This window comes from uncultured Limimaricola sp. (assembly GCF_964022235.1).
Taxonomy (GTDB): Bacteria; Pseudomonadota; Alphaproteobacteria; order Rhodobacterales; family Rhodobacteraceae; genus Limimaricola.
Window position 1 is genome coordinate 19,167 of record NZ_CAXHZL010000017.1, and the last position, 20,891, is coordinate 40,057.

Consider the following 20,891-nt stretch of genomic DNA (forward strand, 5'->3'; position numbering starts at 1 on the left):
GTCGCCAAGATGCAACCGAGGCAAGCGCGCCGGGTTCCGCGCCCTTGGCAATATTCCTCAAATACGCGGCGGCCAGACCGCGGCCACCGCCTCCCGCACCCGGCGCAGCGGATGCGTCACGGCCTCTGTGACCAGAGGCAGAACCGCGCCGTCGGGACCATAGCCCAGTGCCGCCATCGCCGCCCTCGCGCTGTCGGAACAGGGCATCGTCGCGCGCAGGTCGTAATCGGCATTGCCGTCTCGAACAGGCTCAGGCGCGACTGCCCCGTCCGGCCTGTCGCAAAAAGCCCGCAGCGCGCCCAGCGCCGCGCCGGGGTCCGCCACGATATCCTCATAGCGCAGGATCACCCGAGCGTGCAGCCGCTGCGCATCGCTCAGAGCCAGTCGATAGGCTTGCCCCCAATGCGCCACCAGATCGGCCTCGTTCAGATCGCTCCATTTCTCGGTTGCCCGCGCCACCGCCAGCGGGTGCCGCGTGACGATCACGAACTGCGACAGCGGGAAAAGCTGTTGGTAGAGACGGCTGCGCAGAAGGTTCACCGGCGATTTCTCCACCCGCCAGGGGGTCTGGGGAAACCACGGCGCCCAATCGGCCTCGATTCGGGTGCGCACCTCGAGCCGGTCATACGGCCCACCCTCGATATGGTGCTGATCCGGATCGAAGGCGAAGGCTCCCGGTGTGCCCGACAGCGCGTCGTGCGGAATCGCCCCCTGCAGGTAGACCCCTTCGTTCTCGGGCACGGGCGCATTTTCGATCGCGCCGATCCCGTCGATCGAGGCTGCGATCCTTGAGGCCAGCGAGGTGCCCGACCGGTGCAGCCCGCCGATGAAAAGATAGCGGTGGCGCATGGTTGCGGGCTCCTGAGGCTCGGACGTCCTGCGCACCTAGGGCACGAGGCCGCAAAATCCCATCTGGGTACGCATGAGAACATGCGAGGAACCGATAGGCACAGCACGGCATTGGACCGCCGAAACCACAAGACCCTGTCGAAAGATCCCCCGATGTTCGTGATGCAAATTGCGCTCGGCGGTTGCCTCAAGGCGCCGCCGATCTCCTACGGCCTGACCGATGATACCGGGGGTCACATCGCATATGTCCTCGCCGCCACCCGCGCGCTCGAGGCCCGAGACGACATCGACCGGGTCGAGATCGTCACGCGACGGTTCGAGCGGGCCGATCTCGGGACCATCCACGCCATGCATCACGAGCCGCTCGGGCCCAAGTCCGCGATCCTGCGCATTGATGACGGCGTGCCGGAGTACCTGTCCAAGGAAGCCCTCGAAGCCCAGATCGAGGCTTTCACGGCAGCGTTCCTGACCCATCTCGACGGCCTGATCCGCAAGCCCGACGCGATCCACGCGCATTTTGCCGATGCGGCGCAGGTCGCTCTGGCCGCGCGCGCCAAGTTCGGCATCCCGGTGATCTACACGCCTCATTCGCTCGGGCTCGACAAGGCGCGGGCCATGACCGCCCCCGGCCCGGACCTGTCCCGCCGCATCGCGGCCGAGACCCGCGCCATCGCCGGAGCCTGCGCCACCGTCGTGTCCTCGCGCGACGAAGCTGAGCGTCAGGTCAGCGCCTATCCGGGGGCCGACCCCGCCCGTATCCATTGCATCGCGCCCGGCGCTACCTTGCCCGGCGCTCCCGACCGGGACGCGGCCCGCGCGCTGATCGCGCCGTGGCTGACCGATCCCGACAAGCCGATGATCCTCGCCGTTGCGCGACCCGTCGAAAAGAAGAACCTCGTCGGGCTGGTCGAAGCCTATGCCTGCGTGCCGGGCCTGCGCCAGCGCGCCAACCTCGTCATTCTTGCCGGGTTGCGTGGACCGGGGCGAAAGGGCAGCGCCGAACAGCGCCGCGTGATCGCCGGGATCGAGAAGGCCGTGCGCGCGCATGGCCTCAAAGGCCGCGTTGCCCTGCCGCCCGAGCATGACGCCGCTGGCCTTGCTGGCCTTTATGCTTTTGCAGCCGAGAGGCGGGGCGTCTTTGCCAACCCCGCTCTGACCGAGCCCTTTGGCCTGACCATACTGGAGGCCGCAGCCTCCGGCCTGCCGGTGGTGGCGACCTGTCATGGCGGGCCGTCGGACATCGTGACCCGGATCGGGCATGGGCTGCTGGCGGAGCCGACCGATCCGCTGGGTTTCGGGGCCGCGCTGTCGCGGCTCTTGGGCGATAGCGATCTGCACGCGCGCTGCCGTGCCGCCGCGACCGATCATGACCTCGCCTATTCTTGGGAGAATTGGGCCAAGCGGATCGCCGACCTCATGTCGCGCCTCGCGGCACCGCGCCCGGTGCCCGCCCCCTCGCGTATCCTTGCCAGCGACATCGACAATACGCTGACCGGCGACCGCGACGCGCTGGCCGGTTTCGCGCACTGGCGCGCTCAGGGTCACGCGCTCTTTGCCGTGGCCACGGGGCGGACCATTACCGAATCCCGACGCATCCTCGCGGAGTGGGACATCGACGAGCCGGACGCCTTCATCACCTCCGTCGGCACCGAGATCTACCGGCGCGATGCGACGGGGCGGCTTTGCTTCGACGAAACATGGGCGCACGAGATCGAAAAGGACTGGCAGGTCGAGGCGATCCGCAAGGCGCTCGACAGTCCGTCGATCCGCGCGCAACCCGAGATCGAGCAAAGGCGCTGGAAGCTCGGGTATCTGGGCGATGCGCGACAGGCGATGCGCATTCGCAACCGGCTCGACATGGCGGGGCTCGCGGCGCGGGTCATCGCCTCGCACGGGCGGCTGATCGACGTGTTGCCGACGCGCGCCGGCAAGGGGGCGGCGGTCGCGCATCTGGCCAAGAGCTATGGGCTGACGCTCGACCACTGCGTGGCGGCAGGCGATTCGGGCAATGACGAGTGCATGCTGCGCGCCGCCGGTCGCGCCATCGTCGTGGGCAACGCCGATGGCGACCTCTCTCGCCTGCCGCGACGGCCCGGCCTTTACCGAAGCCCCAAGGCCCATGCCGCGGGCCTTCTCGACGGGCTGATCTGGGCCGGGCTGCATGGCGAGACGGAGGCACCGCTGCTGCGGATGGCCGCCGAATGAGGCCGGTCGGGTACTTTGTCCACCATCAGGGGCGTGGCCATGCCGAACGCTGCGCGGCGCTGGCCCATGCCCTGCCCGCCAACAGGCCCCTCGTCATCTTCTGCGCGCGTGACGACATCTTTCCTCCCCTGCCCGCCCATGCCCGGATCGTTGTCGTTCCCTCGTTGTTTCAGCCCACGGGGGCCGAAGCACCGGGGCTGGCCGATCTCGACACGCCGGACACGCTGCATTGCGCGCCCGTGGGCTGGCCCGGCATCCGCGAGGCGATGGGGATCATCGCGCAGTGGTTCCGCGAGGCCGACCCGGCTCTGATGATATGCGACGTGTCTGCAGAAATCGCGCAGCTGGCGCGGATCTGCTCGGTGCCGCATGTGAAGGTGGTCCAGCATGGCGACCGCAGTGATCCCGGCCATGTCGCGGCCTATCGCGGCGCGCTTGGCCTGCTCGCGCCCTGCCATGCGGCGCTGGCGCAGCCCGATTGGCCGGAATGGATGATCGCCAAGACACATTTCGCAGGCGGCCTCGGCATCGCGCCGATGCCCACGCGGGATGCCGCGCGGGCGCGGCTCGGCCTTGGTTCGGAGGAGAAGTTCGCCCTCGTCGTGTCGGGCGGCGGCGGGTCGGGCTTTGCACAGGCACCGATCGGCGTCGGCGCGCGTGCTCTGAGCGACTGGCAATGGCATACCATCGGCCATGTGGAGCGCGACTGGCACGCGACCGAGCCCGGCAACCTGACGCATCACGGCTGGGTCGACGACGCCGCCGACCGCATCGCGGCCGCCGATCTCGTTGTCGCTTCGACCGGCAACACCACCTGCCATCAGGTGCTCGCCGCCGGAAGCCCGTGGATCGCGGTGCCCGAGTGGCGCTATTTCGACGAACAACACGAGAAGGCCCGCGCGCTCGAAGCCGCAGGCCTCGCGCATGTGACGCCGCATCTGCCCGCCTCGGCCCATGCCTGGCGCACGGCGGTTCAGGCGGCGCTGGCGGGGCATGACGCCGAACGCATGCGGCACCATGTCGACGCCGAGGCCGCCCATGCCGCCGCCCAGTGGCTTGAAGCTCTGATCCACCGCGCCTGGGGGGTCGAAGCGCCCCTCGCCCTCGCTGCCGAATGATGTACCGGAGATCCCGATGACCGCCTCAGTCCTGACCATCGCCCGCGGGCGTGATACCCATCTTGCCAATGTCGTGCGCGGCCTTTCGCGCCAGACCGAGCTTCCGACCGAGTTCGTGATCGTGCGGATGCAGGCCGAGCCCTACGATCTGCCCGAGGCCCCCTTTCCGGTGCGCCAGATCGCTTTGATCCGCGATAGCCTGCCGCTTGCCGAAGCGCGCAACCTCGCGGTCGCGGAGGCGGTGGGGGACGAGTTGCTGTTCCTCGACGTGGACTGCATCCCCGACCCCGACTTCGTGGCCGATTACCGCCGCCATCTCGCGGTCTTCGACGGGCTGGTGATGGGCGAGGTCATGTATCTGCCTGACGGGGTGAACCGCGAGGGTTGGGATTATCCCGATTTCGAGGCGGTGGCAGAGCGCCATTCCGACCGGCAGGGCCCGCCGCCGGAGGGGCTGAGGGATTGCAACGATTACCGCTGTTTCTGGTCGCTCAACTTTGCCATGCACCGTGCCGATTTCGAGAGGGTCGGCGGCTTTGACACCCGCTTTCACGGCTACGGCGGCGAAGACACGGATTTCGGCCGTGTGCTCGACGACGCCGGTGTCAAGATCGGCTGGGCCAAGGGCGCGCGGGTCTACCACCAGTATCACCCACACCACATGCCCCCCGTGCATCACCTCGAAAGCGTGGTGCGCAATGCCGAGCTTTTTCGCGAGAAATGGGGCCATCGCACCATGGGCCATTGGCTGCACGCCTTCGCGCTGATGGGGTTGATCGCGCAGGACGAGGATGAGATCCGGATCCTGCGCGCACCGTCCGAGGCCGATCTGGAGCTGACCCGGCACCAGAGCCATCGGCCTTACTGCAACTCGGCCGAGGTGATCCGCGAGATCGAGCGCCGCCGTGCCACCGTGCCCGCTGTGTCTGCCGCCCCCGTCGCGGCGGAATAGGCGTCACGCCTCGGCGGTGACATTCGCCGGGGCGATCCGCAGCTCATGCGGCGCGTAGGCGATCTCGGGCCATTCCGCCCCGCGCGCGGCGACTGCTTCGGTATAGAGCGCCTCATAACCATCCACCATCGCGCGGATCGAGAAGTGCTCCTCGACCCGCGCGCGTGCCGCCGCACGCGGCAGCGACATGGCCGCCAGCAAGGCCCACGCCAGGGCCTCGGGGTCATGCGGAGGCGCATAGGCCCCACAGTCGCCGATCACCTCGCGCACCGCACCCTGATCGATCGCCGCGACCGGCAATCCGCAGGCCATCGCCTCGATTGCCGCCAGTCCGAAAGGCTCGTCCCAAAGCGGTGTGAACAGCAGCACCGAGGCGCGCCCGAAGGCCCTCGCGAGATCAACTCCGGCGAGATGCCCGCCATAGCGGATGTCGCCCCCCAGATGCGGTTTCACCTCGGTCTCGTAGTAATCGCGGTGTTCGATCACCCCGAAGATCGTTAGCGGCACGCCCGCGATCCGCGCCGCCTGTGCCGCCAGATGCGTCCCCTTGGTCGGGGTGATCCGCCCGGCCCAGACCGCCCCGCCGTCGCCCGATGGCGAAAACGGCCAATCGTCCGGCGCGATGCCGTTGCCAACGACGCGGGCCGTGGCCGGGGGCACAGGCCACCAGCGACCGAGCTGCAAGGCCGAGCAAGTGGTCACGAGATGCCACGGCGCGACGCTGTCGCTCATGGCGCGGTGCAGCGCCTCGAAGGGCGGCACGTGCATCGAGGAGACCATAGGCAAGCGGTTCGCGCGCGAAACACGCGGCACGAACCGGTGCAGCGTGTTGTTGTGTACCACATCATAGCCGCCCGTCGCGATATGGTGGCAGGCCCCCGCAAAGGCCGCATCCAGATGGTCGTTGAGCACCTGCGTGCCGTGAAAGTCGTGCCATGGGTAGCGGCGGTCGTAATGCTCCACCACCACCGGGTGCAGCCGCACCCCCGGCGGAGCCTTGCTGTCGCCGCTGGCCAGCAAGGTGATCTCGTGGCCGCGCGCCGAAAGCTCGCGCGCCAGATGCCAGCCATGCGCCTCCATGCCCCCCATGAAAGGCGGGCGCACGGGGTGGCGGATATGGGTCATCAGGGCGATCTTCACGGGCGAGGCTCCGGGGGCGTACGTGACGGCGCGTGGGACCGCGTGTCTGCCGGACAAGCTGCGCCCGGCTCCGGGCCGGTCAAGGGGCGTGGTCCCTCCGGTGCGGGGCCGCACGGGGACAGGCCGCGGCGGAACGAAGCCGCCGCCCGCGTCGTTGATCGAGGCACACAAGGCGGAAAGGACTTCCCATGAGCCTCAAACGGATTCTCGGTGTCATGCTCGCCTCGCGCATGGCCGGTCGCGGTCGCCGTCGGGGCGGCCTTGGCAACGCAGCGCTTCTGGGGGGGCTTGGCGGACGCGGCATGCGCGGCAAGGCCGGCGTCGCGGCGCTGGGCTACATGGCCTATCAGGCCTATCGCGATCACCAGTCGCGCCAGCGCGTGAGCGGCTCGACCGCGCAGACCGCATCGACCGGCACCAGCTCCGGCCTCAGCGGGATCTTCGATCAGATCGCGGGCGCGCTGGGCGGGGAGACCCCGTCGCAGGACACGCCGGACCCGCGCTCGCAACAAGCCGCCGAGGCGATGAGCGACGACCGCGCGCTCTTGCTGATCCGCGGCATGATCGCGGCGGCCCATGCCGACGGCACCCTGTCGATGGATGAGCGGCACCGCATCAGCGGCCAGCTCGACGAGGCCGAGGCCAGCGCCGATGAGCGGCGGCTGATCAGCACCGAGATCGAGAACCCCAAGCCGATCGATACCCTGCTCACGCAGATCGACGACCACGACACGGCGATCGAGTTCTATCTCGCTTCTCGCGCGGCGGTCGATTCGGAAACCGAGGCTAACCGTGCCTATCTGACGCTGCTGCGTCACCGCCTCGCCATCACCGAGGACGAGGCGCGGGAGGCCGAAGAGCTCGCTCCCTGACCTGTCCTCCCGGACGGGTCGAAACGAACAAGGGCCGCTTCCTATCAGGAAGCGGCCCTTTTGCCGTACCGGGACAGGCGAGGGTGTGGCCTCACTTGGTTTCGGTCGGCCCTTCGGAATAATCGTCCGCGGTCTTTTCAGGCCCTGAGCGCACGGCGCGGCGGCTGACCTTCTTTTCGCCCGGAGCAACGGTGTTGCCACCTTTCTTCGCCCCAAGCTTGGCCGGATCGACGCCATCGGTCAGCTTGGCCTTTTTCGGACGGCCCCGCTTGGGGGCAGCCCCCGGTTCGGTCGATTTGGCCGCAGCCTTGCGACGCCCGCCGGTGGCCGGGGTGGTGTCGGCGATCTGCTCGCCCGGAGCCTCGGTCAGCCCCTCCCTAGCCTGCCGCTGACCCATCTCGTCTAGACCGTCGTCACTCAGCGGTGCGCCTTCGTCGCGGCCCGCGAGACCCGCGGCAGCGGCGGTGCCCGGTGCGATGTCGTTGCCGGTCGCGTCCTCGGCGTCGATCTGCGCCGTGGCATCGTGCCAATGGTCCTGATGACGGCCCTCGGGTGCTCCCTCGCGCTGCCACAGATCATAAGCGCGCTGCCGGATCCGTTCTTCCCTGTCGTCGGACATGGGGTCCTCCCAGTTGTAATCATGCTCTTTTCCGGAAGTATCGCGCGGCGCGGCAATTGCGAGTCACCGGGACACGAAATGAATACAGGAACAGGACGCAAACGCCAAAAATCCGGGTGCTGCGTCGTTCGACGCGCCCGGTTTCGGCGATAACCTCGATCTTCGGAGGAAGTGGCGGACTGGGGATCTGCCTCACCCTGTTCCAGGACGTTCTATTACGTGTTTTAGCGCAATGGCTTAGCTGCATTATGTGTCTTGCACGTTCTAGCGTCGTCCCACATATTCCAGCCTGTAACGTGGGATGGCCCGTGGGGCCGGTTCGGAGGGCTCATGGCGGAGGAGCGGACGGCGGTGCGGCGCGGGAAGTGGCCGGAGAAGGCCCTTTCGGCCGCCTTCGTGCGGCAGGTGAAGGAGCCGGGCCGATACGCGGACGGGCACGGGCTCTATCTGCATGTGGACCCGAGCGGCGCCAAGCGGTGGGTGCAGCGCATCGCCATTCGCGGCAAACGCTCGGACCTCGGACTCGGGGCGGTATCGCTGGTGCCGCTGGCCGAAGCCCGCGAGAAGGCGCTGGCGAACCGCAAGCTGGCCCGCGAGGGCGGCGACCCGCTCAGGGTTAAACGCGAAGCCCAAGCGGCGCTCACCTTCGAGGAGGCGGCTCGGAAGGTCCATGCCATCCACGAGCCCAGCTGGCGCAACAAGAAACACGCGGCACAGTTCCTTGCGACCTTAGAAACCTACGTTTTCCCCCGTATCGGCGCGCTGAAGGTGGCCGAGGTGGACACCGCGGACGTGCTGGCCGTGCTGGACCCGATATGGCTGAAAGTGCCCGAGACCGCGCGCCGGGTGCGCCAGCGCATCGGCACCGTGATGAAATGGGCGGTGGCGCAGGGCTGGCGACAGGACAACCCGGCCTCGGACATCGCCCAGGCACTGCCGCGTCAGGCACGGGTACAGAAGCATCGCGAGTCCCTGCCCTATGACGAGCTAGCAGCCTTCGTCATCGCGCTGGGCATGACCGGCGCTGCCCCACATACGAAGCTTGCGCTGGAGTTCCTGATACTGACCGCAACACGTTCGGGAGAGACGCGTCTTGCGAAATGGTCGGAATTCGACCTTGAGCGCGCGGAATGGACCATCCCGGCCGAGCGCATGAAGGCGAAGAAGGCGCACCGGGTGCCGCTTTCACCTCGTACCGTCGAGATACTGCGCGAGGCCGAGGCGCTGAGTGACGGAAGCGCGCTGGTGTTCCCCGGTGCCCGCCACGGCCGCCCGCTGTCGGACATGACGCTCACTAAGCTGGTGAAGGGCATGGGCCATGCCGTCCACGTCCACGGCTTCCGCACGACCTTCAAGACATGGGCGCAGGAGCGCACGTCAACGCCCCGCGAGGTGTCCGAGGCAGCTCTGGCCCACAGCATTAAGGATAAGGCCGAGGCCGCCTATGCACGATCCGACCTGTTCGCCAAGCGACGGAAACTGATGAACGCTTGGGCAGCCTTTGTAGGCGAGCAACCCGGCCGAGTGGTGAAAATTGGCTGATGAACAATAAAGGTGACACCTTGGACAAGCTTTTAAAAACGTTGCAGGACGAAATGTTTATTGTGCAACAGTACGAGACTCCATTCCCCGATGAAATGTTTCCTGACCCCATCATTCCAATGAGAACCGCTTGGCGCTGGCGGATAAAATCGATTGAGCAAGACTTCTTAGACAGTGACTGGCCCCCCTTCAGCGGAAGGGTATTCATTGATGACGACGAAAACTGGTCGCCGGTTTCAGCAGAAGTTGAAGAGTTTCTGCTTGCCGAGGGAGCGGATGCTCGAGCAGAAATCTTCCGCCCGCACTCTGTACGGATCGAGCGTGGCTTAGATTACATTCACAGAAGAATAGATCTCCTTTCGGTTGAGTATTGGCTGATAAATGAGGTCAAAGTCCTGCAGGGCATCTTGGCTGCGCCCACACCAGATGCGGTCCTCTTGGGGGCGATCGAGCTGGGAGAACTGACCGCACGAGCCGCGCAACATCAACTGCACCTCCCTACACTGCGCACCGGAGTGAAAGTACGGCGAGGAGCGAGCAATGCTGCATGGGCACGTATGGAAGAGAACAAGAGGAAACGGCAGTCTGTCCTCATAGCTATGAGAACATTGCTTCGGAAAAAGTCAAAAAGCAGCGTTAGATGGGCAGCGCGGGTAGTGGCTGATCGAGGGATTGGCGCTTCTCCTGAAGCAAACCGCACACTTTGGTACAGGCATAATTCGAAATAGTTGTGTCACCATAGGCCACAGACACAACTGAGCTTCAGCATATTCCCAGCATGTCCAGAACATGCCTGAGGAATCTACCATGATCGAGAAGCACCTTCGCCGCCGCGCTGTCGAGGAAATCACCGGGCTCAGCCGCAGCTCCATTTACGCGATGATGGCGCGCGGCGAGTTCCCTAAGCCGGTCCACCTGACCGCAAAAGCCGTCGCATGGCCTGAGAGTGCCATTTCCAAATGGCTGAACAGCCGCCGCTCTGCTGCCTAACAAAAACCGCCACCCGAGGAACCGGGCGGCGGCGCATGTCTCTCACGGCTCACACCTGATAGATAGCCCGTTCCCCCCGGCCATTTCAAGCCGAAGGGCAACTCCCCATGTTTAAATCTGACCGCTGGTTTTCCAGACCAATGCAAATCTATTGGTGCTGTCGCGCACTCCTAGCGGGACGCATCATCTCCCACAGGACCGAAATCCGTGAGGAGAAAGGCTGGCGCTTGGCCGCCATCTGCCACCGGCTCAAGGCCGAATACGGCTGGCCCATCCTCTCGGAGCCGCGCGGCCCCGATAACACGGCCTATTATCGCCTGCGCCCCGGCTTCGACCGCGCGGCACTGCGCTTCCCGCCTTCCGCCCAAGCGCTGGCCGAGGAGGGCGAGGCATGACCGCGCTGCGCATCGCCCGCCTGCGCCGACTCTATGGCCTCACACCCGCGCAAGCCGCGTTGGTGGCCGCTCTCGCCTATGGGGAGGGCCGCGTATGATCAGGGATGCCCAGACCCTCACGGCGGCGCTCAAGGGCCGCTGGCACGGCCGCTACGGCACAGCCTGCTGCCCGGCGCATGGCGACCGCACCCCGAGCCTGAGCCTTAGCAACGCGCCCGATGGGCGGCTCCTGCTGCGCTGCCACACCGGCTGCGACTTCCTCGCCATTCTCAACGCCCTGCGCGGGCTCGGGCTGGTCGAGGGCGCCGGCCGGGTGCCTAGGCTCGACCCGGCCCGGCTCGCTCAGCGCGAGGCAGAAGAGAGGCGGGAGGCCGAGAAGCGGGCGCGGCAGGCCCGCACCGCATGGGAGGAGGCGCGACCGATCGAGGGCACCCCGGCGGCCGCCTACCTGCGCGGCCGGGACATCACCTGCCCCCTGCCCGACACGCTGCGCTTTCACCCCGCCGCGTGGCACCCCAGCGCCCAGCGCCTGCCCGCCCTGGTCGCGCTGGTCGAGGGGGCCGAACGCTTCGCGGTGCATCGCACCTACCTGCGCCCCGATGGCACCGGCAAGGCGGCAGCCGAACCCGCCAAGGCCATGCTGGGACAGGTGAAGGGCGGCGCTGTGCGGCTAACCCACGGCATCGGCCCTCTGGTGGCGTGCGAGGGCATCGAGACCGGCCTCAGCCTCGCCAGCGGCCTGCTGCGCACCCCGGCGACGATCTGGGCGGCGCTCAGCACCTCGGGGATGCAGACGCTCGCCCTGCCGCCCTGCCCCGGCCGCCTGACCGTGGCGACGGATGGCGACCCCGCCGGGCGCGAGGCGGGCCATGCGCTTGCCACCCGCGCCGCCGCGCTGGGCTGGACCGTCAGCCTGCTGCCCGCGCCCGAACGGCGCGATTGGAACGATGTTCTCACTAGGAAAGGGGCACCTGAATGACCCATGCCCAACCCGCTGTCAGACCGGACGACATCACCCCGGACGACGCACTGCACCCCGAGGAGGTGCCGTTCGACGCTGCACAGACTGACACCCCGGACGATGCCCAGGCGGAGGCCCGCATTGCCGAGTTGGCGAAACTCCCGGCACTCAAATATGAGCAGGCCCGCGAGACCGAGGCGAAGGCGCTGGGCCTGCGCGTATCGTTTCTCGACAAGATGGTCAGCGCACAGCGCCCCCGGCCGGTCGAGGAGGAGGCCGCCCCTTTCGCGGATGTAGAGGCGTGGCCCGATCCAGTGAGCGGGGCCGCGCTGCTGGACGACCTGCAAACCGCCATCCTGCGCTTCTGTATCCTACCCGAGCACAGCGCGCCGCTCATGGCCGCTTGGGCGCTTCACGCATGGTCGCATGACACCGCCGACATTTCCCCGGTGCTGGCCTTCGTCTCGCCCGAGAAGCGTTGCGGCAAAACCACCGCGCTTTCGGTCATGGGGGCACTGACCCCCAAGGCCATGCACAACGTCAACATCTCGACCGCCGTGCTGTTTCGCGTGGTCGAGCGCTACACCCCGACCGTACTGATAGACGAGGGTGACACTTACCTTGCGAACAATGACGAGTTGCGTGGCATCCTGAACGGCGGACACAACCGGCTCTCCGCCTTCGTCTGGCGCAGCGTCGGGGACGACCACGAGCCCCGGCAGTTCAACGTCTGGTCTCCGAAGTGCATCGCCATGATAGGGAAGCTGCCCGATACCTTGGAGGACCGCGCGCTTGTGGTGCGCCTGCGCCGGAAACAGCTAGGCGAGACCGTCGAGAGATTCCGCGCCGACCGGGTGAACGCCTTCCTGCCGCTGCGCCGGATGGCGGCGCGCTGGACGGCGGACAACGCCATCACCCTGCGCCATGCCGAGCCAGAGGTGCCCAGCGCCTTGAACGACCGCGCGCAGGACAACGCTCGCCATATCTGCGCCATTGCCGATGCGGCCGGGGCCCACTGGCCCGAGACCATCCGAGCGGCGCTCATTGGTTGCGCGGGACAAGCCGACGACGAACCGCAATCCGCTGGCGTCCTGCTGCTGCGCGATGTGGCACAGGTGCTGGCGGCCCGGCGCGGCGACCGCATCGGCAGCACCGATCTGTGCGAGGCGCTGTGCGCGCTTGAAGAAAGCCCATGGGCCGAATGGCGCGGCGGCCGCCCCATCTCGACCCGGGGTATCGCGAAGCTGTTGAAGCCGTTCGGCGTCGTCCCAAGCCGAGACAGGAACCTGCGATTCTACCACGCGCACGACTTCTCGGATGCCTTCAAGAGGTATCTCTCCGACACCCCCGAAAAAAGCGTCACAAGCGTCACAAGTGTCACGCTATTTGCAAGCGTCACTGGAAAACCAAATGAAAACAATGGTCATGACGGATGTGACGCTTGTGACGGATTTTCTGAGGGTGACGGAAACAAGTGCCACGGTGACGGTTGGGAAGGGGGCATCTAATGGGCGCGATAGAGACCGTGCAGTCCCTCATGCGGGCCGGTGTCGAGTTCGCGGTAGAGGGCGACCGCATCTTGTGGCGCAACTCCGGGGGCCGGGTGACGCCCGAGGTTATCGAGTGCATCCGAGCGGAGAAGCCGCGCGTTCGCGACTACCTCGCCCGAACCGAGACCATCCCCGCACAGAGACCAGCGATGACCCTGGCGGCGGCGGTGGTGCCCCTTCCGGTGTCGCGCAAAGCCGCGCCCGAACCTGCCCCCCTGCCCGACCCCACCCGCGCTGGGCGGGTGCGCACTTGGACGGGCCGCGTCGTCTCCCTCGACGCATGGCGCAAGCTGAGCGCATGGGACCGGCACGGGCCGAACGGGCGGCACTGGGATGGCCGCACGGCTTCATGGGAATGGCCCGAGGGCGGGGGCGCGGCATGAGCGGGCCGGTGTTCCCCCGCGTGACCGGGGCCGAGCTGCTGGCAAAGCGCAAGGCGGCCGGGCTGTCTCAGGTGCAGCTGGCGAAGGCGGCAGGCATAGGGCGAGGGGCTGTCGGATACTGGGAGGCCAAGCCCGCCCTGTGCCGCAACGGCTGGGCCTGTCAGCGCATGTTCAAGGTGCTGGGCATCCGCATCCTGCCGGTTTTCCAACCACTAATGCGCGCGCGGGGGGATGGGGTCTTACCGGCATGGGCCGCGATGGAACGGCGGATGATAGAGCAGGCCCGTGCCGCTGCCGAGAAGCGCGAAGCCCAGCGCCTCGCCCGGCTGCGGGTGCCCTGCGGTGCCATAACCCGGAAGGGCCTGCCCTGCCGCCTCAAGTCTGAACCCAGCCGCAAGCGGTGCAAGTTCCACGGGGGCCGCAGCACCGGCCCCAAGACAGCCGAGGGGCGCGCGAGGATAGCCGAGGCGCAGCGGCGGCGCTGGGCAGCGTATCGAGCCGGGAGACAGACACACAGCCAAGAGGAGCTGCCGGAATGACCGGACCCTACGTCGAGATAACGGGCGGCATCATGACCGCCAAAAGCTAATGCAATGCGCGTGGCGCCCGCCCGGTGTTCGACACCATCGGGGAATGGCGGTTCTTCGTGGAGAGCGTCGAGGCGGACGGCGGGCGCATCTGCATGTAACCGGGGCCATCCTATGAGGCGATCATCATCGAAGCCGAGGAGATGGGTGCGGAGTATGGCGAAGTGGTAGTGGATCTGCTGATGGCGGGTAGGACGTGACGTCCCAAAGGGCCAAGACGTAACGTCCAAGATCGAGCGCCACATTTCTGCCGCCTGCATTAATCAATTCGAGTGAAGAAACGCTGACATTGGAGGCAGGCAGAATGTCCATCATGCGCAAGAAGCACTTCGGTCTAACCCTTGGCGCCGCACTTATCGCGGGAGCTGTAGGCGAGTTCGGCCTCGTCTCTCACGCTGGCGCTGGCACTGGTGCAGCCTCGTCCTCCGGGGCATTCGAAATGGTCGAAATGCAAATTGAGGGCATGGTCTATGAAGTGCAGGTTAGAAGGGACTCGCCCGTCATAGCGCCATCCCGCACAGCGCATTTCTATTAGGCATGGCTAGGTAGGAGGACGGTTCGAAAGACTAGTCTCCTTTCCTTTGGGGCCGGCGGTGGGAGGCCAGCGCGCGCATCCACAAAACAGGGATTTTAGCCGATCCAATGTACTAGCGGACAGTGCGGCTTCGCTAAGTGACGCGGCGTCGCAATGATAGGTTGTAGGCACCACGACGCGATCGCACTAGCGTGAACCCCCGAATCGTCAACCGATAATCCGGCAAGGCTCCCGTTGCATTGCCCGTTGTAGTGGACCTGCCCATGGTGACCCGCCTTCTCGGACTGCATGCCATCTCTGACCCCCCCGAGGGGCATAATTCGGAACGGACCCTTGATGAGACGCTGGCCTACCGCCTGCGGCAGCAGGAGTTGGTTTCAGAGTTCGGGCTATTCAGCCTGCGAGCTCACACCTTAGACGACATTCTGCAGGAGGCGACCCGCTTAGCCGCCAGTGGCATGCAGGCCCGGTTTTGCAAGCTGCTCCGCTACCGTCCCGAAGAGCACGACATGTTGATGGTGGCCGGTATTGGCTGGCGTGCTGGTGAGGTGAATCATGCGACGCTCGGAATCGATATGGAGAGCGCGGCCGGCTATTCCTTTCAGACCGGGCAGCCTGTTATCTCGAACCACCTGACCTCGGAGAGCCGCTTCCGTACGCCGCGCCTGCTGGCCGACCATGGGGTCAAGCGGGCGCTTAACGTGCCGATCCAAGACTGCCATAAGCCATTCGGGGTTCTCGAGGTGGATAGCCCGGACGAAGGACGGTTCACGCTTGAGGACACCGCGTTCCTGCAAGGCGTGGCTAACATCGTCAGTGCGGCGATTGATCGGCACCGGATTGAGGAGGAACTGGACGCTGCGCGCGAGGGGGCGGCGCTTTTGATCGAGGAGCAGCATCACCGGGTGAAAAACCTGTTCGCGGTGGTTGGCGCCCTAATCAACCTTTCCAGCCGCGACGCGGAGCGGGAAGGGGGCGATCCGGTCGACTTGATCCGCCAGCGCATCAATGCGCTGTCCCGCGCCAGCAGTATCAGCATCGGCATGGCCAATTCCGGCAACAACCTGTCCGATCCGGAAGCGCTGACCCGGGAGATACTGGCGCCGTATCTCGGATCCGTCGACATCGTCGCCCAGGATGTGCAACTGCCGGCCGGCGCCACTACTCCCCTAGGCATCATGCTGCACGAGTTCGCCACGAACGCGGCGAAGTATGGCTCGCTGGCTCACGAGGGCGGATACGTTCAGGTCGATTGGTCGAGTCGGGGTTCCGAAATCATCATGCGCTGGCGGGAGGTGGCACCCCTGAAGCCTGACGCGGACCCGGCGCTAACCGAAGCCGGGTTCGGAAGCCGGCTCATCGCGGCCATGGCGACCCAGTTGGGGGCAGAGGTGCGACGCGAATGGCAGGGGAGCGGGCTGGTCATCACCGTAACAGTGCCCGACGCTTGAGGGGCGGGGGTCGAAAGTCTGAAGCTCATACAGCGGGACCGGTATCGGTCGTGATTTTCCCATCCGTGCGAGATGGAGACAATTTCTTAATTTTAGCACCGTCTGCCATCCACTCTGCCCGAATCTGTCAAAACCTGACATCCAGACCGCCCATCGCGGGGAGGCATAAAAGGCACAAATCGGTTAGCCTGTGGTGTCTCCTTTCAACGGAGTTTCATCTCGATCAACGCTGTCACTGGCAGCCATTAGGCGTACTGACAGTAGCTTACTCATGACGGGCCTGCGCATTCTTTCTTACATCTTCTTTGTCGCTGGCATGGGGGCTGTGGTGCTGATTGGATTCAATTCTTCGGGCCTAAATTTGTAGGATGGAACGGCGGCGGGTCATGTTAAGCCTAAGACCAACCTCGCTCCGAGGCCTCCGTGGGAGCAAGTACAACCCTGCACCGCGGACCGCTCCTTCTCGGATCAGGGGCATTGAGACCGCCCGAGACGTTGGGCATGGTCAAGGGTTCTTCCGTAGTAGGAGACATGTTTCCTTGAGGTGAACAGTGTTCCTTACGACTAAATTTCCTGCTTTTCAGCCCCGACTACATAGGTAAGCGTCCGTTTCCCGCCCGAACGGCCTGCCGTTTCCTGATCTGCAAATGAGGAAAGCCCTGACCGAAGTCGGGGCATCGTGGCCGTTTAAACCCTCTTTGTCCGCCCAGCGCAGCCGAGGCTGTCGCATTGGCTAACACCCTAAGATTAACCAAAGTTCGGCTTCAGCCCTCGGCATCTTTGATGCTTCATGGCGGCTCCCGGCCTGACTAAGACCGCGCCGTCGTTAAGAAACTGGACGGCCTGAGTTTCGAGTGCCCCCTTCATTCTTTCGACCATCATGCGGCGCGCTTGGACAAAGATGCGCCAACACATGCAGTTCAATCGCTTCATCCGCTTCATGATGGCCCGCTGCCTGTGCGTGGCTTGGGCCGATGCGCACTCTGCCCAGCGCGACCTTACTGCGCCTACCCGGTGTTAGGTAGCAAACGCACCAAGTGCGCACAGGGATGACGGCATGATTAAGGCCTTGGCCCTAGGCCTCGTCTATTGGGCGGGAAATGATGGTGTAAGTTCTCGTATTGCTTCGTCTCATTGCAACCTCCTGTCCGACATCAAGCGGGCAGTCTGCGAAGAATTTCCCGCTAATGGTGTCGGGTGCCCCGAAAACATCAAGGTACTGAGCCTCAACACTGACGTACAGTCCAGCGATACTACGGTCAGATTGCACGTATCGGGACGTGACATGCTCAGTGTGCGTGTGAATAGCGCACTCCTTTACGCCCGAACCAACATCACCGATATTGAGAGAACTAACATCGCTCAGTTTCCCAGCATTCCCTGCCGCCTTGACGCTAACGCTTATGGCGGGAGATTGCCCAGAGTTCTTGACCCTCGTGAAGATCGCGAACTCGTACGTCCCCTCATCGGTAGGGCCATCGATGAGGCGGACTCGCATCTCATCGATAGCAAGATAGGCCCGAGCTTGCGCTCTCCCGATACCACGCGTGTCTTCAGCCATGGTCTGAGTGGCCTTAAGGGTTGCCCAGATGAGGTAGATGGAGCAGATTCCGAGGATTAGGCTGAGCAGGCCGGTAAAGACCATAAGGCGGGTGAACCTGGACATGGCTTCTTGGGCATCAAGATCGCGCTCGGATCTCTTCTGATCCTCGGTGGATTCAAGTATCTCAAGGATGCAGCCTCTCATCCCGTCAGGGGTAAGGCTGTCCCGGCACTCCCTATCTACCCGCTGCTTGGCTTGGGCCTGATAGCGGTTGGATGCCTCAACATAGCGCAATCTTTGCTCTAGGGAGGTGCGACTGAAATCGTGCAGAAATAGTCCCGCTACAGAAGCAATGAGTATGCCTAGGGCTACAAACGCAAGTGGTCCTCTCCAATAGCTGTCAGGCATTGCAACAGGAACGCAGCAGAGAACTTGCCCCGTGAGAGCTTGTTCCTGACGTTCACTTCCTTTTCGCTGATTTCGATATCAGCAAGCTTTTCAACTAGCTGAGCATATGTCACGCCCTTCCCAGCATTACGTTGCCTTTTTTGCCCGAGGCCTCCGACCCACTGCCCAGCACGGTCAAAGAATGGCGGGCCGTCGCGACCGAGGTGAACGGCGGCGCGCTGTCAGGGCTTCGCAGTCGGGGTGGAAGCGGAGCACCTGCTGAGCCTCAGGGCCACGCTCCGAGCCATGCGGAACCAGTCCCTCGCAGGTGCTGCAGCGCTGCTACGGTTTGCTATGAAGGCCGGGGCCGTCAAGGACCACACCCCGAGGACTGCGACATTATCGGGGCCGTGATGGATCTGATTGAGGCGGAGACGTGCTCGGCTGCAGGGTGAGAAATGTTGGGATTATTGAGCCGAGAGGAGCCCCGCCCAGCGCCGGGCTTTTTGCTATCAAGGGAACGCGGAGGGACCGGTTGAGTTAACTCACCTTAACCAGTCCCGCGCCTGCATCCGTTCCCCAATGCGGCCCTGCGCGTGCGCTTTGCGAGTGGGACCGAGGCATTGCACGCCTCGGTCTTTCACCATCCCCTTCATATAAGGACCGTTAGGTCTGACGTCATGCGGCGCGGTGGCGCAGCGGCACGAAGGCGACATAGTTTGCAAGCGTAATGAGGGGGCAACGTCGGCACTGAAATAGTTGGCAGGACAACGGTTACCTCGGTGGGTACTCAGCCTCATAAAATTGCCACATTCTCGCCATACTTGCCCCCATGCTGGCGGCGACGCTGGCAGAGCGTCGGGGGAAATAAGAGAGCAACTACGCGACGATCTTGCGGCACCCTCACCGTGTCGCCAAGCTCCACGCCCCGGCGCCCCCATCCTCAGACCATTAGGTCTCACGGGCACTTGTCAGGCAGGGTCCGGACCCAGCTTTCGGCTCAGACCTATTTTTGAGTGGGCTAGGGGCAGATGTTGGGTGCCTACTACTCGAAAAAACTCCGCCATCACATCCAAATAGCTCCAGCACGTTCCGGGGTATTCCCTATTCGAAAGTGGGAAAAAACGTGGGACTGGACGCAAAGCATCAGCCGCAAGCGGCTGATTTACTTTGAGTATTTGAGATGAAGTGGCGGACTGGGGAGGATTCGAACCCCCGACCCCTTGATTCGTAGTCAAGTACTCTATCCAACTGAGCTACCAGTCCGCTGTAGAGTGAGGCCGATCTACCGTCCGGTGCCGGGACATGCAAGGGCCGTTTTTCGGAAACTTCCGGATTTCGCATGCGATCTCGCCTGCCGTGGCGGCAGGCGAGATCGCATGCCCGAGGGTATCAGGCGGCAGTGATAGGCCGGGGGGCGCTGCGTGGCAGGCAGATCGCGAACTCCGTGCCGGTCTCGTCCGATCGGGTCAGCTCAAGCCGACCGCCATGGCCGCGCACCAGCTCGGCGGCGATGGCAAGGCCCAGACCCGAGCCCCCCTTGGCCACACCGCCGCGAAACGCGCGAAACAGGTGTTCGCGCGCCCGTGGCGGCAGGCCGGGACCGGTGTCCGTCACGAAGATCCACCATGCGTCATCCTCTTCGCGGGCCGACAAGGTGACACGCCCCGGCTTACCAGTCGCCGCGATCGCCTGCCGCGCGTTGCGCAGGAGGTTCGACAGAACCCTGAAGAGCTGTTCGGAATCGGCGCGCAGCACAAATCCCGCGGGAATCTTCTCCACGAGGTCGATTTCGCCCTCCCCTGTCGCCAGCCGCTCGTTCTCGATCGCCTCGGCCACGAGAGGCGCCAGCTCGAACCGAGCGAGCTGCGGCGGCGGCTCTTCGGCGCGACCAAAGGCCAGTGTCGATTCGCACAGGTTCACCGCGCGGGTGATCGAGCCCACGAGCTTGGGTGCCATGCGCTTGACCAGCGGGTCTTCGGAGCCCTCCAGCCGGTCGGCGAAGAGCTGGGCTGCCGTGAGGATGTTGCGCAGATCATGGCTGACCTTGGCGACCGCACCGCCAAGCTGGGCTAGACGGTCCTTCTGGCGCAGCGCTGAGGTGAGTTGGGTTTCCATCGCCTGCAGCGCCGTCTCGGCCTCGCGAAGCTCGCGCAGGCTGGCGCGGGGCGAGATGATGCGGCGCGCATCTTCCGGCGCGTCGGCATAGCTCTGGATTTGCGCCACCACCCGCTTGATCGGGATCACGAGGAAGGCTTGGACAGCCGCGAAAAGCAGCGCCGCCGTCACCACGGAGATTACCGCTGAAAGAATCAGAATGCGCAGACCGTAGTCGAGCATCTCGGCGCGCAGCGGCGCCTCATCCATGGTCACCTCGATCAACAGCCCGCCCTGCTGCACCGGATCGCCGATCACGCGAATGATCCGCTCATCCGTGTCGAGCAGGGTGCCCAGCGCGTCGCGGATCAGCGTCAACGCCGGCACATCGCGCAAATCGTAGGTCGCATGGATCGGCTCGGGCAGCGGCGACGACAGCGCGAGCTGGCGCACCTCGTCGCGACGAAGCACGACGTTGTAGACGCCAGCGTTCTCCAGAAGCTCGGCTTCGAGCTCGGCATCGAGCGTCTCGGTGGCCAAGAGCACCAGCGAGGCGATCTGCGCCCGTTCGAGCCGCAGTTGCAGATAGTCCTGACGAAACCGTGCCACCGAGGGCACGAAGATCAGCACCTCGGCCAGCATCACGAAGACCGTGGTCAGGGCAAGAAAGCGTCCTGAGAGGGTATTGAACATCTGGTCCCTTTTGCGCCGCCGG

At 65.0% G+C, this 20,891-nt stretch carries 19 protein-coding genes and 1 tRNA gene; 13 read left to right on the top strand and 7 right to left on the bottom strand.

What is annotated here, in order from left to right; genetic code table 11:
- Positions 1-57: 57 nt before the first annotated feature.
- Positions 58-849, bottom strand: a complete 792-nt coding sequence (locus tag AADJ02_RS17045) for a sulfotransferase (protein WP_341214207.1) — start codon at positions 847-849, stop codon at positions 58-60.
- A 153-nt stretch (positions 850-1,002) separates the two neighbouring features.
- Here AADJ02_RS17045 and AADJ02_RS17050 point away from each other — a divergent pair, with 153 nt between their 5' ends.
- The 3 genes from AADJ02_RS17050 to AADJ02_RS17060 are packed head-to-tail and all read left to right on the top strand — an operon-like array spanning position 1,003 to position 5,124.
- Positions 1,003-3,054, top strand: a complete 2,052-nt coding sequence (locus AADJ02_RS17050; RefSeq protein WP_341214208.1) for an HAD-IIB family hydrolase — start codon at positions 1,003-1,005, stop codon at positions 3,052-3,054.
- On the top strand, positions 3,051-4,172 hold the full coding sequence (locus tag AADJ02_RS17055) for a glycosyltransferase (protein WP_341214209.1): 1,122 nt from the start codon (positions 3,051-3,053) through the stop codon (positions 4,170-4,172). Before AADJ02_RS17050 ends, AADJ02_RS17055 begins: the two co-directional genes overlap by 4 nt.
- 16 nt (positions 4,173-4,188) lie before the next feature.
- Positions 4,189-5,124: a galactosyltransferase-related protein gene (locus AADJ02_RS17060; RefSeq protein ID WP_341214210.1), complete on the top strand. Its 936-nt coding sequence runs from the start codon at positions 4,189-4,191 to the stop codon at positions 5,122-5,124.
- A gap of 3 nt (positions 5,125-5,127) precedes the next feature.
- On the opposite strand, the gene AADJ02_RS17065 is transcribed toward AADJ02_RS17060, so the two are convergent.
- Positions 5,128-6,264: a glycosyltransferase gene (locus tag AADJ02_RS17065; protein WP_341214211.1), complete on the bottom strand. Its 1,137-nt coding sequence runs from the start codon at positions 6,262-6,264 to the stop codon at positions 5,128-5,130.
- A gap of 188 nt (positions 6,265-6,452) precedes the next feature.
- On the opposite strand from AADJ02_RS17065, the gene AADJ02_RS17070 reads away from it, so the two are divergent.
- On the top strand, positions 6,453-7,136 hold the full coding sequence (locus AADJ02_RS17070; RefSeq protein ID WP_341214212.1) for a DUF533 domain-containing protein: 684 nt from the start codon (positions 6,453-6,455) through the stop codon (positions 7,134-7,136).
- 91 nt (positions 7,137-7,227) lie between these two features.
- Here AADJ02_RS17070 and AADJ02_RS17075 read toward each other — a convergent pair whose 3' ends face one another.
- Positions 7,228-7,755, bottom strand: a complete 528-nt coding sequence (locus tag AADJ02_RS17075) for a DUF2934 domain-containing protein (RefSeq protein ID WP_341214213.1) — start codon at positions 7,753-7,755, stop codon at positions 7,228-7,230.
- Positions 7,756-8,085: 330 nt separating this feature from the next.
- Here AADJ02_RS17075 and AADJ02_RS17080 point away from each other — a divergent pair, with 330 nt between their 5' ends.
- The 9 genes from AADJ02_RS17080 to AADJ02_RS17120 all read left to right on the top strand — a co-directional run bounded on the left by AADJ02_RS17080 (position 8,086) and on the right by AADJ02_RS17120 (position 16,149).
- Positions 8,086-9,297 (top strand): integrase arm-type DNA-binding domain-containing protein, encoded by a 1,212-nt coding sequence (locus tag AADJ02_RS17080; protein WP_341214214.1) that lies wholly within the window; start codon positions 8,086-8,088, stop codon positions 9,295-9,297.
- Between the two features lie 20 nt (positions 9,298-9,317).
- A complete protein-coding gene (locus AADJ02_RS17085) occupies positions 9,318-10,025 on the top strand; it encodes a hypothetical protein (protein ID WP_341214215.1) in 708 nt (235 codons plus the stop codon).
- A gap of 79 nt (positions 10,026-10,104) precedes the next feature.
- Positions 10,105-10,287, top strand: a complete 183-nt coding sequence (locus tag AADJ02_RS17090) for an AlpA family phage regulatory protein (protein ID WP_341214216.1) — start codon at positions 10,105-10,107, stop codon at positions 10,285-10,287.
- A gap of 227 nt (positions 10,288-10,514) precedes the next feature.
- On the top strand, positions 10,515-10,682 hold the full coding sequence (locus AADJ02_RS17095) for a hypothetical protein (RefSeq protein WP_341214217.1): 168 nt from the start codon (positions 10,515-10,517) through the stop codon (positions 10,680-10,682).
- A 94-nt stretch (positions 10,683-10,776) separates the two neighbouring features.
- On the top strand, positions 10,777-11,661 hold the full coding sequence (locus AADJ02_RS17100) for a toprim domain-containing protein (RefSeq protein WP_341214218.1): 885 nt from the start codon (positions 10,777-10,779) through the stop codon (positions 11,659-11,661).
- A 65-nt stretch (positions 11,662-11,726) separates the two neighbouring features.
- On the top strand, positions 11,727-13,151 hold the full coding sequence (locus AADJ02_RS17105) for a DUF3631 domain-containing protein (protein ID WP_341214219.1): 1,425 nt from the start codon (positions 11,727-11,729) through the stop codon (positions 13,149-13,151).
- On the top strand, positions 13,151-13,576 hold the full coding sequence (locus tag AADJ02_RS17110) for a hypothetical protein (protein WP_341214220.1): 426 nt from the start codon (positions 13,151-13,153) through the stop codon (positions 13,574-13,576). The genes AADJ02_RS17105 and AADJ02_RS17110 overlap by 1 nt, the downstream gene beginning before the upstream one ends.
- Positions 13,577-13,584: 8 nt before the next feature.
- Positions 13,585-14,115 (top strand): HGGxSTG domain-containing protein, encoded by a 531-nt coding sequence (locus AADJ02_RS17115; RefSeq protein WP_341214221.1) that lies wholly within the window; start codon positions 13,585-13,587, stop codon positions 14,113-14,115.
- Between the two features lie 846 nt (positions 14,116-14,961).
- On the top strand, positions 14,962-16,149 hold the full coding sequence (locus AADJ02_RS17120) for a GAF domain-containing protein (protein WP_341214222.1): 1,188 nt from the start codon (positions 14,962-14,964) through the stop codon (positions 16,147-16,149).
- A gap of 1,075 nt (positions 16,150-17,224) precedes the next feature.
- Here AADJ02_RS17120 and AADJ02_RS17125 read toward each other — a convergent pair.
- The 4 genes from AADJ02_RS17125 to AADJ02_RS17140 form a co-directional block, all read right to left on the bottom strand.
- Positions 17,225-17,986, bottom strand: a complete 762-nt coding sequence (locus tag AADJ02_RS17125; RefSeq protein ID WP_341214223.1) for a hypothetical protein — start codon at positions 17,984-17,986, stop codon at positions 17,225-17,227.
- A 74-nt stretch (positions 17,987-18,060) separates the two neighbouring features.
- Positions 18,061-18,213: a DUF6471 domain-containing protein gene (locus tag AADJ02_RS17130; RefSeq protein WP_341214224.1), complete on the bottom strand. Its 153-nt coding sequence runs from the start codon at positions 18,211-18,213 to the stop codon at positions 18,061-18,063.
- A 1,055-nt stretch (positions 18,214-19,268) separates the two neighbouring features.
- Positions 19,269-19,345 (bottom strand) — tRNA-Arg (locus tag AADJ02_RS17135).
- Between the two features lie 126 nt (positions 19,346-19,471).
- Positions 19,472-20,869, bottom strand: a complete 1,398-nt coding sequence (locus AADJ02_RS17140; RefSeq protein ID WP_341214225.1) for a HAMP domain-containing sensor histidine kinase — start codon at positions 20,867-20,869, stop codon at positions 19,472-19,474.
- Positions 20,870-20,891: the final 22 nt, after the last annotated feature.

Excerpts from the sequence above, each read along its gene's own strand:
- AADJ02_RS17045 (WP_341214207.1), bottom strand. The coding sequence starts at position 849 with ATGCGCCACCGCTATCTTTTCATCGGCGGGCTGCACCGGTCGGGCACC.
- AADJ02_RS17050 (WP_341214208.1), top strand. The coding sequence starts at position 1,003 with ATGTTCGTGATGCAAATTGCGCTCGGCGGTTGCCTCAAGGCGCCGCCG.
- AADJ02_RS17055 (WP_341214209.1), top strand. The coding sequence starts at position 3,051 with ATGAGGCCGGTCGGGTACTTTGTCCACCATCAGGGGCGTGGCCATGCC.
- AADJ02_RS17060 (WP_341214210.1), top strand. The coding sequence starts at position 4,189 with ATGACCGCCTCAGTCCTGACCATCGCCCGCGGGCGTGATACCCATCTT.
- AADJ02_RS17070 (WP_341214212.1), top strand. The coding sequence starts at position 6,453 with ATGAGCCTCAAACGGATTCTCGGTGTCATGCTCGCCTCGCGCATGGCC.
- AADJ02_RS17075 (WP_341214213.1), bottom strand. The coding sequence starts at position 7,755 with ATGTCCGACGACAGGGAAGAACGGATCCGGCAGCGCGCTTATGATCTG.
- AADJ02_RS17080 (WP_341214214.1), top strand. The coding sequence starts at position 8,086 with ATGGCGGAGGAGCGGACGGCGGTGCGGCGCGGGAAGTGGCCGGAGAAG.
- AADJ02_RS17090 (WP_341214216.1), top strand. The coding sequence starts at position 10,105 with ATGATCGAGAAGCACCTTCGCCGCCGCGCTGTCGAGGAAATCACCGGG.
- AADJ02_RS17100 (WP_341214218.1), top strand. The coding sequence starts at position 10,777 with ATGATCAGGGATGCCCAGACCCTCACGGCGGCGCTCAAGGGCCGCTGG.
- AADJ02_RS17110 (WP_341214220.1), top strand. The coding sequence starts at position 13,151 with ATGGGCGCGATAGAGACCGTGCAGTCCCTCATGCGGGCCGGTGTCGAG.
- AADJ02_RS17120 (WP_341214222.1), top strand. The coding sequence starts at position 14,962 with ATGGTGACCCGCCTTCTCGGACTGCATGCCATCTCTGACCCCCCCGAG.
- AADJ02_RS17140 (WP_341214225.1), bottom strand. The coding sequence starts at position 20,869 with ATGTTCAATACCCTCTCAGGACGCTTTCTTGCCCTGACCACGGTCTTC.